The 13,694-nt window shown below is 40.5% G+C and carries 17 protein-coding genes; 15 read left to right on the top strand and 2 right to left on the bottom strand.

Annotated features, from left to right (window positions below; genetic code table 11):
- Positions 1-32: 32 nt before the first annotated feature.
- The 10 genes from ACE1CI_RS01150 to ACE1CI_RS01195 all read left to right on the top strand — a co-directional run bounded on the left by ACE1CI_RS01150 (position 33) and on the right by ACE1CI_RS01195 (position 7,737).
- Positions 33-359: a type II toxin-antitoxin system RelE/ParE family toxin gene (locus ACE1CI_RS01150; protein ID WP_413262454.1), complete on the top strand. Its 327-nt coding sequence runs from the start codon at positions 33-35 to the stop codon at positions 357-359.
- A gap of 4 nt (positions 360-363) precedes the next feature.
- Complete coding sequence (locus ACE1CI_RS01155) at positions 364-651, top strand: helix-turn-helix domain-containing transcriptional regulator (RefSeq protein ID WP_413262455.1); 288 nt, start codon at positions 364-366, stop codon at positions 649-651.
- 6 nt (positions 652-657) lie between these two features.
- Positions 658-1,017 carry a DUF5678 domain-containing protein gene (locus ACE1CI_RS01160; RefSeq protein ID WP_413262456.1) on the top strand — a complete coding sequence of 120 codons (360 nt, stop codon included), beginning with the start codon at positions 658-660 and terminating at the stop codon, positions 1,015-1,017.
- Entirely contained in the window at positions 1,017-1,469 is a 453-nt protein-coding gene (locus tag ACE1CI_RS01165) for a hypothetical protein (RefSeq protein ID WP_413262457.1), read from the top strand. Before ACE1CI_RS01160 ends, ACE1CI_RS01165 begins: the two co-directional genes overlap by 1 nt.
- A 97-nt stretch (positions 1,470-1,566) precedes the next feature.
- A complete protein-coding gene (locus ACE1CI_RS01170; RefSeq protein ID WP_413262458.1) occupies positions 1,567-3,093 on the top strand; it encodes a CPBP family glutamic-type intramembrane protease in 1,527 nt (508 codons plus the stop codon).
- Positions 3,094-3,253: 160 nt separating this feature from the next.
- Positions 3,254-3,475 carry a hypothetical protein gene (locus tag ACE1CI_RS01175; RefSeq protein WP_413262459.1) on the top strand — a complete coding sequence of 74 codons (222 nt, stop codon included), beginning with the start codon at positions 3,254-3,256 and terminating at the stop codon, positions 3,473-3,475.
- An 83-nt stretch (positions 3,476-3,558) separates the two neighbouring features.
- Complete coding sequence (locus ACE1CI_RS01180) at positions 3,559-3,903, top strand: NINE protein (RefSeq protein WP_413262460.1); 345 nt, start codon at positions 3,559-3,561, stop codon at positions 3,901-3,903.
- 25 nt (positions 3,904-3,928) lie between these two features.
- Positions 3,929-4,627 carry a helix-hairpin-helix domain-containing protein gene (locus ACE1CI_RS01185; protein ID WP_413262461.1) on the top strand — a complete coding sequence of 233 codons (699 nt, stop codon included), beginning with the start codon at positions 3,929-3,931 and terminating at the stop codon, positions 4,625-4,627.
- 118 nt (positions 4,628-4,745) lie between these two features.
- Positions 4,746-7,157: a heavy metal translocating P-type ATPase gene (locus tag ACE1CI_RS01190; protein WP_413262462.1), complete on the top strand. Its 2,412-nt coding sequence runs from the start codon at positions 4,746-4,748 to the stop codon at positions 7,155-7,157.
- Between the two features lie 163 nt (positions 7,158-7,320).
- Positions 7,321-7,737, top strand: a complete 417-nt coding sequence (locus ACE1CI_RS01195; RefSeq protein ID WP_413262463.1) for an FHA domain-containing protein — start codon at positions 7,321-7,323, stop codon at positions 7,735-7,737.
- Between the two features lie 54 nt (positions 7,738-7,791).
- Here the strand turns inward: ACE1CI_RS01195 and ACE1CI_RS01200 are convergent, their stop codons facing one another.
- The gene (locus tag ACE1CI_RS01200) at positions 7,792-8,139 is read right to left on the bottom strand and encodes a hypothetical protein (protein ID WP_413262464.1); all 348 of its coding nucleotides are present in this window, start codon (positions 8,137-8,139) and stop codon (positions 7,792-7,794) included.
- Between the two features lie 161 nt (positions 8,140-8,300).
- On the opposite strand from ACE1CI_RS01200, the gene tmk reads away from it, so the two are divergent.
- Positions 8,301-9,011 (top strand): dTMP kinase, encoded by a 711-nt coding sequence (gene tmk, locus ACE1CI_RS01205; protein ID WP_413262466.1) that lies wholly within the window; start codon positions 8,301-8,303, stop codon positions 9,009-9,011.
- Positions 9,012-9,634: 623 nt separating this feature from the next.
- A complete protein-coding gene (locus tag ACE1CI_RS01210; RefSeq protein ID WP_413264582.1) occupies positions 9,635-10,603 on the top strand; it encodes a DNA polymerase III subunit delta' in 969 nt (322 codons plus the stop codon).
- A 3-nt stretch (positions 10,604-10,606) separates the two neighbouring features.
- Here ACE1CI_RS01210 and ACE1CI_RS01215 read toward each other — a convergent pair whose 3' ends face one another.
- Positions 10,607-11,161, bottom strand: coding sequence for a Uma2 family endonuclease (locus ACE1CI_RS01215; protein WP_413264581.1), 555 nt, complete (start codon positions 11,159-11,161; stop codon positions 10,607-10,609).
- A 287-nt stretch (positions 11,162-11,448) separates the two neighbouring features.
- Here ACE1CI_RS01215 and ACE1CI_RS01220 point away from each other — a divergent pair, with 287 nt between their 5' ends.
- The 3 genes from ACE1CI_RS01220 to ACE1CI_RS01230 are packed head-to-tail and all read left to right on the top strand — an operon-like array spanning position 11,449 to position 13,592.
- Positions 11,449-11,916 carry a hypothetical protein gene (locus ACE1CI_RS01220; RefSeq protein ID WP_413264580.1) on the top strand — a complete coding sequence of 156 codons (468 nt, stop codon included), beginning with the start codon at positions 11,449-11,451 and terminating at the stop codon, positions 11,914-11,916.
- Positions 11,917-11,920: 4 nt separating this feature from the next.
- On the top strand, positions 11,921-12,691 hold the full coding sequence (locus ACE1CI_RS01225; RefSeq protein ID WP_413264579.1) for a ParB N-terminal domain-containing protein: 771 nt from the start codon (positions 11,921-11,923) through the stop codon (positions 12,689-12,691).
- Between the two features lie 10 nt (positions 12,692-12,701).
- Positions 12,702-13,592, top strand: coding sequence for a hypothetical protein (locus ACE1CI_RS01230; protein WP_413264578.1), 891 nt, complete (start codon positions 12,702-12,704; stop codon positions 13,590-13,592).
- The last annotated feature ends 102 nt before the right edge of the window (positions 13,593-13,694 follow it).

Raw genomic sequence — 13,694 nt, forward strand, 5'->3', positions numbered from 1 at the left:
GGACATTTCGATGCTCTACTACAATCTAAATCATGGAAGCTCAACCAAGACAAATTCAACGTTACGTCACTCCTGACGGACGAATTCCTTTTGAGGAGTGGTTTAATTCCCTGCGTAACCAGAAAGCTCAAATTAAGATTGATACCAGACTCAGGCGAGTTACACAAGGTAATTTAGGAGATTATCGATCTGTCGGTGAAGGTGTTTTTGAGTTAAGAATTGACTATGGCCCTGGCTACAGAATTTACTTTGGACAGCTAGGATCTACTATTGTACTTCTTCTTTGCGGTGGAGATAAAAGTACCCAAGAACAAGATATTTCAATTGCTAAAATGTACTGGGCAAATTATCGGAGTTGAGAAAATGGGTAAAAGTGTAGGTTATCACGAATCTTTGATTGAAAGGCTGAAAAATCCTGAATATGCTGCTGGTTACATTGAAGCTATTTTAGAAGAAAAAGATCCCGAACCAAATTTACTCAAAGCGGCGTTGCAAGATGTAGCCGAAGCACTTGGTAATGAACAGCAGTTGGCAAAACTCGATCGCATTTTATCCGTCGAAGGTAGTGCGGAAATATACAATTTAAGTCTTTGGTTAGAAGAGTTAGGTTTAAAATTAACTGTCACTGTAAAATCCGATGAAAATGAGTAAATTAACATGATGTACAACACACCTGAAGAATATATTAACGCCGCCGATCGAGAATTAGATCGCTATGATTGGAAAGCAGCATGGCAGATAGCAACTGAAGGTCTTAAGCATTATCCAGAACATCAAGAATTGCAAAAGTATGCTTATATTTTAGCTCCTGCTAAGATAACTACTGTCGATCGCGGAGGACATCCTGAAATTCAAGCCGATCATGAATGGATTAAGAAAAATATTGCTGAGTATCGCGGACGTTGGGTAGCACTAAAAAACGGTAAACTTTTAGCATCTGGGAATGATTTAGATGAAATAATTAAACAGATAGGTGAAATTAAGAATACAGGCATATTGGTGACACCGATTTACTAATGCTACTACTATTTTCTAACGGTGATTTTTTTGCCACAGGTGCTATTCCCTATTCTTATAGACCTGCAACGCCAACGGAAACCACAAATCGAATTATACTTCAAGTGGAAATTCAAGGTATTAAAACTATAGCTGTAGTTGATACAGGCGCACCTTATGTAATTTTGGCACCAAAAATTGCCCGAATTGCAGGAGTAAATCCCGCTGCTGCATTGGAAAGAAGGACAATGTTAATTAGAGGTATGCGATTGGATGGGTTTATTGTTCGTTTGAATATCAGATTAGTAGCAAGAGAAGGTGAAGGTTTAGATGTTGACTCTACAGTTTTTGTGCCAGAAGTTGAGGAGTATTGGGGTGATTTTCCTTCCTTTATTGGGTTAAATGGGTTTTTGGAGAGGATACGATTTGCGATCGATCCTAATACAGATACTTTCTATTTTGGTCAAGTTTAAACTGAATTAGTAACATTTTTTTAATTGAGACATCAACAGCTACACTCATTAGATCCCAAATAAGCTTTAATGGTAAGGATAAATTGCGGAGAGTTAAATGACACTCAAAAGAATAATTTTAGGTTTCCTAACGGTTTTTTTAGTTGTGTTTTTCATTGGCCCATCTTTGTTGGGTAGTTGGCAACAGCCACAAATTCAAAGCCGTTTGGAACTATACCAAACTAATTTACTGCTACACGCAACTCAGTGGCAAGGGGAACCAGGAGAGGAAGCAAATAGTAAATCTTTGCGGGATGCTTTAATTGGCATAGAACCTTTGAAAAATGCCCAAAAGCAATATCAAGAAGCGCGAGAACAAGCTGAAACTAATTTAGCAAAAGCTAAGGCGCAAGCAGAAGTTTTGCCAGCTAAAACTGAACAACTGGAAACAACTATTACGCAGTTACAAGATTTCATTAATCAAGTAGATTTGCGTTTAGGAATTTTACAGGCTAAACAAGGAGAAAGCGAAATTGCCATTCAAACTTGGCAATCAGTAATTAAAAGATTAGAAGCAAAAAATTCTAATTCTAAATCTGGAAAAACTGCTGAGGTTTTGCTTGGTTTGTGGAATCAACCAGCGCAAATTCTACCTAATTCGGAAGCGACAATCAAAAAATCTTTAGATGGTTGGTTTCGTTATCAAGCTTTATCTCAACTTTATACATTACAGCAAAGAGAAGAGGCTTTATCCCAACTAAAAGCGGCGGAACAAGAAATAGCAGAACAGGCGGTTTTAAAATTGGCATTTGTGGGGGCTGTACCGACAATAGGTTTTTTAATAGGGGTAGGATTACTACTGTTCTTGTTAATTCAAAGAGCAATTAAAGGTAAAGATTCTCTGTTGGCGCGGAATGGAGATTTAAGTTGGTCAACACCTTGGGATGGGGAAACTATTTTACAGGTGTTTGTTGCAGGCTTTTTTCTGATGCAAATTTTGGTGTCTGTTTTGGTGTTACCAATAACGCTGAAATTGCTGGGTCTGGATACGACAAATTTTGATTTACGATCGAAGGCTTTTTTAGTTTTTGTTAATTATCTCTTAGTAGCTGCTGCTGCTTTGTTGGTTTTGTATGGGTCGATTAAATCTTTCTTACCTTTACCTGAAGGATGGTTTCGGTTTAAAATCTTAGATAAGTGGTTATTTTGGGGATTTGGTGGCTATTTGGCAGCTTTGCCTTTGGTGATTTTAATTTCCTTAATTAACCAGAGGATTTGGCAGGGACAAGGCGGTAGTAATCCGCTATTATCTTTAGCATTGGAAACAAAAGATCTGGTGGCTTTAGGTATATTTTTTGTCACAGCAGCGATCGCAGCCCCCATCTTTGAAGAACTCCTATTTCGGGGATTTTTGTTGCCTTCTTTAACTCGTTACTTACCAGTTTGGGGCGCAATTATTACTAGTAGTTTAATATTTGCGATCGCACATCTTAGCCTTTCCGAAGTTCTGCCCTTAACAACTTTGGGCATAGTATTAGGTGTAGTGTATACTCGATCACGCAATCTCTTAGCACCCATTTTTCTCCACAGTCTTTGGAATAGCGGCACTTTGATTAGTTTGTTTATCCTGGGTAGTGGTGTATAGTTTTTCCTTCAGGAAAAGCTGTAACTCTTTGCTGAGGAATGTGTAAATTTTGCAGTTTCTTTGTAACGATTAACTGCAAAAACAACACATTACTTAGCAATCCCTTGACACTTAAGCTAAATAGAAAGAAGATCCAAAAAGGCATAGAGTAACTTAAGCAATGAATAATTCCATCTATCCTAAGAGGAATTGGCTTTTATCTGGGTGGCGTATGGTGCCTTTTGTCGTAATTGGCGCGATCGCATTTTCCCTGACTTCAGCAACCGAGCTAAACGTTTATTTAAGAGCTTATTTGGTATTGTTGGAAGTCAAAGTAATTATAGTTTTACTCTACTTCCTAAATACTAAATTCGCCAAAAATAGAGACATCGATATCAATTAGTTTGAGCTAATTCAAGAACAGTATGTTCCGTAATATTAGCTATAAAATAGCAAAATCACTGATAATTTTAAAACGAGGAAAAAATGAAAAATCGAGGCGTAGCGATCGTTTTATGCTTCTTTCTGGGCGGGTTAGGAATTCATAAGTTTTATCTGGGGCAAAATTTAGCTGGAATTGTTTACTTACTATTTTCCTGGACTTTTATTCCTACGTTAATTGCTTTCGTGGAATTTTTCATGCTTCTATTCATGTCCGATCGAGAATTTGATGCTAAATTTAACGGTAGGGGTGGAAGTTTTGCCGGAGGAGCAGTTTCAGCCAAAGATGCTACTAGTGCTTTAGGTGATTTAAAGAAACTTTACGAACAAGGTGTAATTACTGCCGAAGAATACGAACAAAAACGCCGAAAGTTACTCGATCACTTGTAAATTAATCATTTAAACTTTCAGGAAAATGTCACGCGATTCATGGTTGCAACAAACTCCGCAATGGGTCTGGTGTTCCTGTATTCCAGGATTGGGAGGGTTAGCACTTGTTTATGCAGGTTATAAAGCTAACACATCCAATTGGATTGTTTTAGGAGCAGGAATTACTATTGCAGCATTGGTATTATCTTCGAGCCATTTAGCATTACCAATTTGGGTATCACAAATAGTTATTGCTTTCTATTTAAAAAAAAGGTACTTGATTAAAACTGCTCCTAAAGGAGTATTGTTACCAGAAACCTCCCAAACGGCTGCTTTAATTGCCCAAGTTCGGGGTAAAGTAGACATTAATAATTGTTCTAAAGATGACTTAGTGAATCTTTTAGGATTACCTATTGTCTACGCTAACGATATAGAATCGCTGCAAAAAGAAGGATACATTTTTACTCACTTAGAAGAGTTACACGAAATAGCGGGAATACCAGAAAATTATTTGCCTCGCATAGCACCGCTGGTAACTTTTAGTTATGACTACAAGAAAGAGGCACACTCCTCTTGGAAACGCTTAAACGTGATGTCAGTTCAGGAATTAATTGCCAGTGGACTAGAATCAGAGGTGGCATTCCAAATAGTTGCCGAAAGGCAAAAACGCGGCGAATATAAATCAGCGATCGATATTAAAAGGCGAACAAACTTACCTTTTTATTCCTATCGGCATCTTGTTTAGCACCTGCTGGTAGATTAAAAAAGTTGTTGATTTACAGCCAATTAGTCTACCTTTCGCCTACCCTCAAAATAGGTACACTATTTGATGCGCGTAGGTGTCAAGGTAAATTATAAAGTCTATGCAAGTGCAGAGCGAATTAGCGATCGCCAACTCTCACCCAGAATCAGAAACAATTACCCTGGATGTTACAGGAATGAAATGCGCTGGATGCGTCAAAGCTGTAGAAAATCAGCTGACACAACATCCAGACGTGATCTCCGCCTGTGTCAACCTGATTACGGAAGTGGCAGTTTGTGAGGTAAAATCCGGTAAAGTCGAACCATACACTTTAGCCGCTAAATTGACCGATGCAGGTTTCCCCAGTCAACCGAGAACTTCGCAAAATCAGCTAAAGGGCAGTGATTATGTTAGTCCAGCCGAACGTCATCGTCAGGAAATAAAATCTTCAATTGGACGACTGATAATAGCAACTATTCTGATAATTCTCTCAGGAATTGGTCATTTAAGCCGACATTCCTTAATCCCTGGCGAACATTTGACAATTCTCACTTCATTTTGGTTTCACTGGGGACTAGCTACCGCTACCTTATTAGGGCCTGGTCGTTCTATTTTAGTAGATGGGTTTCGCGGACTGCGGCATGGTTCCCCCAACATGAATACTTTAGTTGGTTTGGGGGCGTTTACCGCTTATACTGCGAGTACGATCGCGCTACTATTCCCCCAATTAGGTTGGGAATGCTTTTTTGATGAACCAGTAATGCTTTTAGGCTTTATCTTATTAGGCAGAACCCTAGAACAACAAGCTAGAGTTAAAGCCGCCTCTGCTTTTGAAGCCTTGCTTTCTCTACAACCACCCCAGGCTCGTTTAATCGCCGATCCTAGTGTGGCAGCATTCGGACAAAATAGCGTGGAAATTCCCGCAGATCAAGTGCGCGTGGGAGAATTTTTACAGGTATTGCCGGGAGAAAAAATCCCTGTTGATGGCGAAGTCGTGGAAGGACAAACTACGGTAAACGAGTCAATGCTTACCGGGGAAGCCATACCTGTGAGTAAGAAAAAAGGAGATCTGGTGGCTGCGGGAACTCTCAATCAAAGTGGAGCGATCGCCATTCAAGCTACCCGTACAGGTAAGGATACCACCTTAGCTCAGATTGTCAATTTAGTTGAAACGGCGCAAATTCGCAAAGCACCAGTACAAAGATTAGCCGATACCGTAGCAGGTTACTTCACCTACGGGGTGATGACAATAGCCACACTCACCTTTTTATTTTGGTACTTTGCCGGAACTCGGATTTGGCCCGATGTTTTAGTTAATGGAGCCATGAATCATGGCGCACACCATGTAACTCAACAGTTATCACCATTACTGTTGAGTTTAAAATTAGCGATCGCAGTTTTGGTAGTCGCTTGTCCCTGTTCCTTGGGACTAGCCACCCCAACCGCCATTTTAGTTGGTACTGGCATCGGCGCAGAAATGGGATTACTGATTAAAGGTGGAGATGTTTTGGAACGAGTATCTGCCTTAGATACAGTAGTTTTCGACAAAACAGGCACCCTCACCAGTGGTTATCCAACCGTCACCGACTGTATCCCCAACCCAAATTTAGAATCAAAAAACTCGCAGGAAGCGAACTTTTCCCTGCTGCAACTTGCCGCCGCAGCTGAAAGTGGTAGTCGCCATCCTTTAGGTTCCGCCATTAACCAAGCCGCAAATCAAGCTGGTTTATCGATTCTGGCTGCTCAAGAATTTTATACTGAACCAGGACAGGGTGTATCTGCAAAAGTCGAACAGCAATTAGTATTAGTCGGAACGGAAAGTTGGTTGCAACAGCATGGTGTAGAAATTGATCCGAGTCTGAGTCAGAAAGCCAGCATCTTGGCAGATGCCGGAAAAACTATAGTTTATGTGGCTGCTGGCAATTGTCTGTTAGGGTTAATTGCGTTTACTGACTCGGTGAGATCTGATGCTGCTACAGCAGTGGACGCTTTGAAACAGCTAGGGTTGCGAGTTATGATGCTGACTGGAGATCAGCAAAAAGCAGCTGTGTTAGTTGCCCAAAAATTGGGAATTGACGCAGCGGATATTTTGGCGCAGGTACAACCAGATGGCAAAGCGCAAACTGTAGCCGATCTCCAAAGTCAAGGTCATCGAGTCGCTATGATTGGTGATGGGATCAATGATGCACCAGCTTTAGCGCAAGCAGATGTGGGTATTGCCATGCACGCAGGAACGGATGTAGCGATCGAAAGCGCTCAAATTATCTTAATGCGGGATGCCGTCATGGATATTGTGGCATCGATTAAACTTTCCCGTGCCACTTTCAACAAAATCCGCCAAAATTTATTTTGGGCACTTGCTTACAACATTTTGGGAATTCCCTTAGCCGCAGGTATTTTGTTACCTAAGTTTGGGGTAGTTCTCAATCCGGCGGCGGCTGGTGCAATGATGGCTTTTAGTTCTGTTAGTGTAGTGACTAACTCATTGCTGTTACGTCGCTTACCTGGGAGTCAACAAAACCCTAATGATTAACTAATACCAAAAACCAAAACAGTAAAAAGGGTCAAACTGCCAGAAAATTTACAGTTGTTGCTCTTTTTACTTTTGTGTTTCACACAAACGGTTTTAGTTAATTGATTTTGACACTAAGGTGGATGATAGTCTTATTTAATTTCGTTGCAGGACAGGTTCTTCAATGGCAAGATCAAACGGTAAATACGTTCTAATGGTGGAAGATGACAAGGGGCGTAAGGAGTTTGTACTCACTAAGCCTGCTTATTCGATCGGTCGAGATCCAGAGTGTAATATTCGGTTATACTCCCAATTTGTTTCTCGTCGTCATGCTACTTTAGTTCAGCTACCCAAAAAAGATGGCAGTTATTACTACCGGATTATGGATGGAGATGCTACTGGCAAGGCTAGCGCCAATGGTTTGATTATTAATGGCCGCAAAACATCTGCTCACGATCTCAAAGATGAAGATGAGGTGGTCTTCGGTCCTGGTGTAAAAGCGACTTATTATCAATTGAAGCCAGACACTACTGTACCCACGGGACCGCTTGAAGACCCTTACGACATTACGTTGATTAATCCTGCTAGTTTTGACGACTGATGCCGATCGATTCCATTGGATAAACTTATATAAAGTATCCTAAAGCTTAGATAGCTATCCAGCTACTGGTTCAATTATTTGCCAACTGCGATAGCCAACTAGCGCCTGACTTACCAACTGAAACATTTGATAGCAGTGGTTCTCAACTTGCAAGGGTAACTCTTCGTTTTTGACCACCAAAGTCATTTTAGTTTCCTTCTCAGTTGAAGTGGTGCGGTCAATCAGGATTTCGACGCTGGCAAGTTTGGAAAAAGAAACTTTACCAGGCGTTTCCCTTGCCATAATATATTCCCCTGTGTTGTAGGTGATTTCTAATGGACAAGATTTTAAAACTTCTACCACCAATTCCCCCATGCGTGGGAAGGGGAGGCCAACTGTATACGAGCTAGTGTAACGAGCCATCAATTCCTCCAGCTTTTGTTCCAAGACCCTCTTATAATACCTAACCTTTGCAAAGATCAAAGAGATGTTTTGATTCTCTTTTGCCAACTTTGTTATTCTGCTAGCACTGTCTTTAAATTATGTTCACATTCAGGAAAATGGGTCAAGGAAATCAGCAGGAGATGGCAAAAGTTTCTGAGTTTTCACGGAGTAATTCTGGGTACTCTGGCAAACTGATTGTCTTTGAGGGAGTGGAGGGTTGTGGTAAAACTACTCAGTTGCGGCGGTTAAATGATTGGTTAACTCAAAGTGGCTGGGGGGAATTTCGAGAAGAGCAGATTCAGGCTCAACCAGTAATGGTAACGCGAGAACCGGGTGGGACAAATTTGGGTTTAGAGTTGCGGCGATTGTTGCTAGAACGAGGTAAAGAGACGACGATTCAGGAGAGAGCCGAATTGTTGTTGTATGCTGCGGATAGAGCCCAGCACGTTGAAGAGTTGTTAAAGCCGAATTTACTTAAGGGTGTGGTGATTTTGTGCGATCGCTTTACCGATTCTACGATCGCCTACCAAGGTTACGGTCGCGGACTTAATCTATCCTTAATTTCCCAGCTAAATCATGTAGCTACAAATGGCTTAGAAAGCGATTTAACTGTTTGGCTAGATATTGATGTCGAAATTGGTTTAGCAAGAAAGCGCAAACAAGGGGAAATCACCTTAATGGAACAAGCTGATTTAGCCTTTCACCGCCGAGTACAACAAGGCTTTACCGAGTTAGCCAAAGCTCATCCCCAGCGAATTATCAGGGTAGATGCCAACCAAAAAGAAGAATTAATCGCCGAACAAATCCAAAAAATTTTAAATGCCAAATTTACTCAATGGTACAAACACTAAATTTAAGATTTCATAATTAAGTTCGTAGTAGCGACTTGGGTCGTACTAGGACTAAAGTCCTCACAACCAACCTAATTTAAAGGTTCGTTGTAGCGACTTCAGTCGTTCCTAGCCTCAATAAAAGGACTAAAGTCCTCACAACCAACCTAATTTAAAGGTTCGTTGTAGCGACTTCAGTCGTTCCTAGCCTCAATAAAAGGACTAAAGTCCTCACAACCAACCTAATTTAAAGGTTCGTTGTAGCGACTTCAGTCGTTCCTAGCCTCAATAAAAGGACTAAAGTCCTCACAACCAACCTAATTTAAAGGTTCGTTGTAGCGACTTCAGTCGTTCCTAGCCTCAATAAAAGGACTAAAGTCCTCACAACCAACCTAATTTAAAGGTTCGTTGTAGCGACTTCAGTCGTTCCTAGCCTCAATAAAAGGACTAAAGTCCTCACAACCAACCTAATTTAAAGGTTCGTTGTAGCGACTTCAGTCGTTCCTAGCCTCAATAAAAGGACTAAAGTCCTCACAACCAACCTAATTTAAAGGTTCGTTGTAGCGACTTCAGTCGTTCCTAGCCTCAATAAAAGGACTAAAGTCCTCACAACGAACCTGATTTATTACGAGTAATTTATTTGCATGGAATTTTTTCAGCCAATTATAGGTCAAGAAAAAGCAGTAGAACTCCTCAAGCAAGCAGTAGCACAAAACCGCATTGCTCCCGCTTATTTATTTGCTGGTTCTGATGGCATTGGACGCAGTTTAACAGCTAGTTGTTTTATTGAATTAATCTTTTACAATTCCCTACCTCCTGAAAAAAGAGCCGAAAAGAGCGCAGCAATAAAAAAACGCATTCAACTCAGAAATCACCCCGATTTACTTTGGGTAGAACCAACATATTTACATAATGGTGAGAGAATTTCGGCAGCCGAAGCAGCAGAAAAAGGAGTAAAACGCAAAGCACCACCCCAAATTCGCTTAGAACAAATCCGCGAAGTTAGCCAATTTTTAGGTCGTCCACCTTTGGAAGCATCCCGAAGTTTTGTCGTAATTGAACAAGCAGAAAGTATGGCAGAAGCCGCCGCAAATGGCTTATTAAAAACCTTAGAAGAACCCGGAAAAGCCACAATAATTTTAATTGCTCCGGCGGTGGAATCTTTGTTACCTACTTTGATTTCCCGCTGTCAAAGAATCCCGTTTAATCGGTTAAATTCAGCAGCGATGGAACAGGTATTAACCCAAACCGGAAACCAGGAAATTCTACAACATCCAGAAGTTTTAGCATTAGCCGCAGGAAGTCCGGGAGAAGCAATTTTTGCTTGGCAACAATTACAAACGATTCCCGAAGAGTTGTTAAATAAAGTAAGAAAAGTACCGCAAAGTTTGCGCCAAGCTTTAGATTTAGCAAGAGATATTGATAAAGATTTAGATACGGAAGCACAACTTTGGTTAGCAGATTATTTACAACAGTATTATTGGCAGCACTTCGAGCAGCGAGGAATGATTGAAAAGTTAGAGAAAGTAAAAAAAATGCTACAAAAATATGCTCAACCCAGGTTAGTTTGGGAAGTAACTTTTATGGAAATGGCAAAATCTTTTGTAGCTTAAGATTTATTCAAATACGGGAGGCCAAAGTTCAGAAATAGGCAGTTCCCAACCGGGAAATAATTCTGGGATAGTTAGTATATCTGAGTTAGTTAATATTTCTGGTTCGCTATTGCGACGATAAACTGTTAGAGTTAAGCGATCGGGATCGATGAGTATACCAATTTGAGAACCTAAAGTGAGAAAGAGTTGGATTTTTTCTTGTAGGGGTGGAGTGCGATCGCTCTGTGATTTAATTTCAACAGTTAAATCAGGAACCATCTGAGCAAAATAACGTGGACTTTGCCGCAGTCTAGCAGCCGAAACAAAAGAAACATCCGGCGCTTTTAAATCAGAATTGGGCAGAATAAACCCACCACTTGAATCTAAAACTCGTCCCAGGTTGCGAGGTGCAACCCAATTCATGAGTAACCAGATAAAGCGGCTACCTATTTCACTAGATTGGATATCAGATAGCCCCATAATGATTATTTTCCCATCATCTAGCTCTAATTGGTAGTCAAGCTGTTCTTTTTGGAGAATTTCTTGGATTTGTTCTAAGTGTTTGACAGTAAGTTTCATGGTAAGTGTTTGGGGAGTAGGTGAGGCTATGGCGATTTTAACTTAATTTAACGTTATAAAAATTGTAGAGACGTTTCATGAAACGTCTCTACAGATTGCTTTAAATTCAACAAATAAAATGGTATATTTTAGCTTTAAGGCATTAGTTTTAAGTAATAATCGTGTTTTAATGGTGTTTGGTTAACAGGCTAAATAGGAAGAAATACGGTTGATATTATTAACTCAAAAGGCTGATTCTAGTAGTTAGGTGAGTAAAATAACTTATTTAAATTTTGAGGTACTAAGTAATGCTGCTAGCAGAGTGGAGTAACATTTTAGACAAAATCCTGCCCGATGAGTGCGTAGAGCAAGTCATTTGTAATCAATTTGTAGAACCTCTTCTGGAAGCTCTGGGCTTTAATGCACAAGAGCGTCGTCCCCAGTTTAAGACAGGTAACAGTGCAGATAAAGTAGATTTTGCTGCTCGTCACAACAAGGATAGTGATATATTTTTTAACTCTAAGGTTAATCCTTATTTACTTGTTGAAGTGAAAGCAAGAGCGACTGGTGCTGGCAATAAAATAAACTTAGCAGAAGATACACCTCAATATTTAGCTACTAGACAGCAAATTAAAAAGTACCTGCTTGCCCCTAACTGCCAAACAGCCCAATGGGGAATTATTACTAATGGAGTTCATATTCAACTATTTCGGAGACATGGTAGGGTTGTAATTCCAGCAACTAATAATGAAATAATTAAAAAAGATAATATTTAAGTTAATGTACTTGCCTCTGGAAGAGATTAAAGCTGATGGTCAATCTTATGAGTCAGATTTTATTATCTCCGCAGCAGCAGAGGCAGTTTTGCAAGCAGGTGGAAGGAATTGGATTCCTGTAATTGTCAAAGAAACAAGTGACGGTAAATACCAAGTAGTTAGTAATTATTTTATTTACGCAGTTGCTCAAAAAGCTGAGTTAGAGCGAGTTTGGTGTATTGTAATTGAACCAGATGAAAAAAGCATCGAACAGGCTAAAATTTTGGCAAGAGAAACTACTCCTAAAGTTAACCTATCTATAGCTACAAGAGATACTATACTCTCTGCATTGAGATACTTAATTTCCGAACCTGGTAGTGTTTTGAAAGGAGTAGATCCAGTTATAGCAGCGAATAAAATATCAGAAGCAAAAAGGGAAAATTGGTCAAACTTTAACCCTATTACAACTTTAAAATGTGGAATTACTAAGGGTAAAAAGTTAGATGCTCTTTCTAAAGTATTTTTTCTTTCACCACCAAAACCGTCTGAACCATCTCCACCAGCACCAGAAATCATCAGTATTAAACGTGCATCTAGAGATGAGATTTTTAGCCGTTTGAGTTATTTGTCTAAATACAAAATTGGTGGGTTTGAAGCGATCGATCCCGATCGAGCAGCAGATGTTATCTTTACCGCAAGTAAAAGTAAGTGGAAAAGCTTAAGTCCTATTGCTAAACTGGAATGCGGAATTGATACTGCTAAAATCAAGACACTAAAAACTTTATTTAGCCTTTAAAAACGCAGAAATGATTGCTAAAAAATATTGGTTATTACTTAGTGTTTCGATCGCACTCTCCACCACCCCATTCCTGATAACTGAAAGAACACAGCCGGGATTAAAAAGTGCGGCAACTGCCCAAACTCCCCCCACCACAGCCAACTTACCCAAACAACCCTTTTTGCCCACACCTGGTTGGTTGGGGTTAGCCACAGTTGCAGGCGGGGGAAGGCAGCAATATCCTTGGTCGCCAGCGCACCCAAACGGGCAAGCGGTCATTGTTTCTGATACCGAAGCTTGGGCGAAAGTGAAGGCAGGCACTCCCCTAGTAGCAGTTGCCCCAAATTTCAAACAAAAAGTAACATTCCTGCGTTCTTCTCAGGAACGCTACGGCTGTGATGGCATTCCCACAGCAATGGCAGCTTTTTCTGCACCCAAACGACCCCCCGAAGGCCCTGTTTGGCTGTTACCGGAACGGGATGCCCAAACAGCTACCACCATACCCGTGCAAAAGTTGCCTCTAGCACAGGTTCCTGAGAATCTGTTACCCAGACCTTTGCCGAAAAACAGTGAAGCCCGTGCTTGGAAAGCAGGTTCAATTATTATTTTACAGCGTAAAGAAAGTGCTCATAAAGTGAAGATGACTGTCGCTAATAACTCGCAAGTTATCTTCAATCAAATCCAAGAAAAATACTTCTTTAACAATGGCGAACCTCGACCACCCCTCAATCTTGCCACCGCTAATGGTGAACCGGGAATTTCCGAACCTATAGGTGTATTTAAGTTAAAACCAAATATTACTCCGACTATTGTTTTCTGGGTTCCAGGTTACGAGGGAAACGGTTTTGCAATTCTGGCTTCCGATGGTCAAAAAGTGAAGGAGTATGAAGGCGCAAGTTTATACTTCTGCGCTTATTAAAGTTAGCGGGAATGGTGCGTTACGTTGCACTAACGCACCCTACGAATTCTTCCTCTTCCTTCGCGCTCTTTGCGTCCTACCCTACGGGAAGGCTACGCCTAA

Source organism: Floridaenema flaviceps BLCC-F50 (genome assembly GCF_041929275.2).
Lineage (GTDB): Bacteria > Cyanobacteriota > Cyanobacteriia > Cyanobacteriales > Aerosakkonemataceae > Floridanema > Floridanema flaviceps.